We start from the raw sequence: 1,628 nt of genomic DNA, 5'->3' as shown, positions 1-1,628 counted from the left end.
CGATGCTGGTCACCATGTTAGCCACGGGCTTTTAGCTCCTCTGCAAGTGCTTCGGCCTGGCGATACCACCAGACCAGGTCATCCAGATCCATCTGCAGCAAATCGGCGGGACTGAATCCGCCGAACGCCACGGCCACCGACCGGATCAGTACCGGCCAGTCGCCTGGAGTTTGGGCAAAAAAGGCGTTACCGCCTTCATGGCCACGTCGATGTCGCGCGAGTCCAGCTCGCCGGCGGCGGCCACCGGGATGCGGGCCAGGGTGGCCAGCAGCGCCAGCGTCTTGCCCATTTCGCCGCTGGCCTTGTCCATCGCCTGCAGGTGCTTGCCCTTGATCTTGTTGGGCATGGCCAGCTCGGTGATGGTGCGCTCGTCGTCCAGCTTGCTGGGCTTGAAGGTCAGCGGCTCCAGCAGCGTGACGATGACGCCGTCGTCGGTGTATCGCACGCGCGCGGCTTCTTCCGGGGTCAGCTCCACGCCGCCGGGCAGCTCGGTGGTTTGGTCCATGTCTTAGATCCTTTCGCAGGTGCGGGCGGCCATGTTGAAGCGGATCTGGCCCTCGCCGCTGTTCAGTTCGGTGGTCTCGGTCACGAAGGCGCCGGTCAGCATGTAGTCCTGGCCGTTGTCGCACTCGAACAGGACCGTGGCGTTGTTGATCTTGCCCAGCTCGATGATGTCCAGGTCTTCCGTATGCAGGACCGTGGCCGTCAGGGTCGGGGCCACCGGCTCCTCGTTGTAGAAGACCCGGCGCCCGGCCATCTTGGTGGCGCGGTTCACGCCGCCGGGATTCAGCGTCGCGCCGCGCTCGGTGGGGAATTCCTGGCCATCGACGCGAATGGTGGCCACCCCGGTGATTTTTGCTCCGCTCATGGTTGTTTATCCTCCGTTTAAGGCCCCGTTAGCGACGGAACTGCGTTTGCTGCGCATGGACGCGGTACTGGCCGATCAGCATGGGCGAGTCCATGACGTTCAGCCGGTTGGGATCGTCCGGGTCGATGTTGGCCCGGATGCTCTCGGCGTAGCCCGCGTAGTCGCGCGTCCAGCCACGCTCGCCCATGAAGGTCAGGCGGTACAGGCTCAACAGCTCGCTGATTGCAACCTTGGGCGTCATGATGGGTTGGCTCGGGTCGTAGAAGTCGCGGTCCTCGTCGGCGGCCAGCTTGTGGCGCGGGTACTTCTGCGCGAACAGGCTGATCTGCTCGAAGCGGATGCGCTCCAGCGTTTCGGGCGTGTTGATGTCCAGGTAGCTGTCGTCGGCGATACCGGCGCTGTTCTCCTGGTAGGTCGTGATCTGACGCTCGATCTGCACCGTGCCGTCGGTGGCCACCGTGTAGGTGGCGATGCCGTCGTACAGCAGCAGGTTGCGCTCGTCATCACGCCAGCGCACATGCTCGGCCGGGCCGATCAGGCCGGGCAGCGCCAGGCGCTGCAGCGGCCGCGCCGGGTCGATGGCCAGCGATCCGGCCGCGACGATGGCGTCGGTGGCCGCCCACAGCCAGGTCGGCGACACGGCCAGGTTGGTGCCCATGATGGTGACGTGCGGGCTGTTGCGGCTGTTGCCCTTGGTGGCCGTGTCCGAATGATTGCCTCGGAAGGCGGCAAACGCCCGCCCGCCGATCTGGCGCATGGG

At 65.5% G+C, this 1,628-nt stretch carries 3 protein-coding genes; all 3 read right to left on the bottom strand.

The window, feature by feature from the left end; genetic code table 11:
- Positions 1-145: 145 nt before the first annotated feature.
- Positions 146-505 carry a hypothetical protein gene (locus C1I89_RS33685; RefSeq protein ID WP_060833174.1) on the bottom strand — a complete coding sequence of 120 codons (360 nt, stop codon included), beginning with the start codon at positions 503-505 and terminating at the stop codon, positions 146-148.
- Positions 506-508: 3 nt separating this feature from the next.
- Positions 509-868, bottom strand: coding sequence for a phage tail tube protein (locus tag C1I89_RS33680; RefSeq protein WP_060833175.1), 360 nt, complete (start codon positions 866-868; stop codon positions 509-511).
- Between the two features lie 28 nt (positions 869-896).
- On the bottom strand, positions 897-1,628 hold a 732-nt coding region (locus C1I89_RS33675), incomplete at its 5' end, for a phage tail sheath subtilisin-like domain-containing protein (protein ID WP_181391120.1).

The sequence above is a fragment of the Achromobacter pulmonis genome (genome assembly GCF_002885955.2).
Classification (GTDB): domain Bacteria; phylum Pseudomonadota; class Gammaproteobacteria; order Burkholderiales; family Burkholderiaceae_B; genus Achromobacter; species Achromobacter pulmonis_A.
Note: the sequence above shows the minus strand (reverse complement) of the source record. Positions and strands in the feature narration are given on the sequence as shown.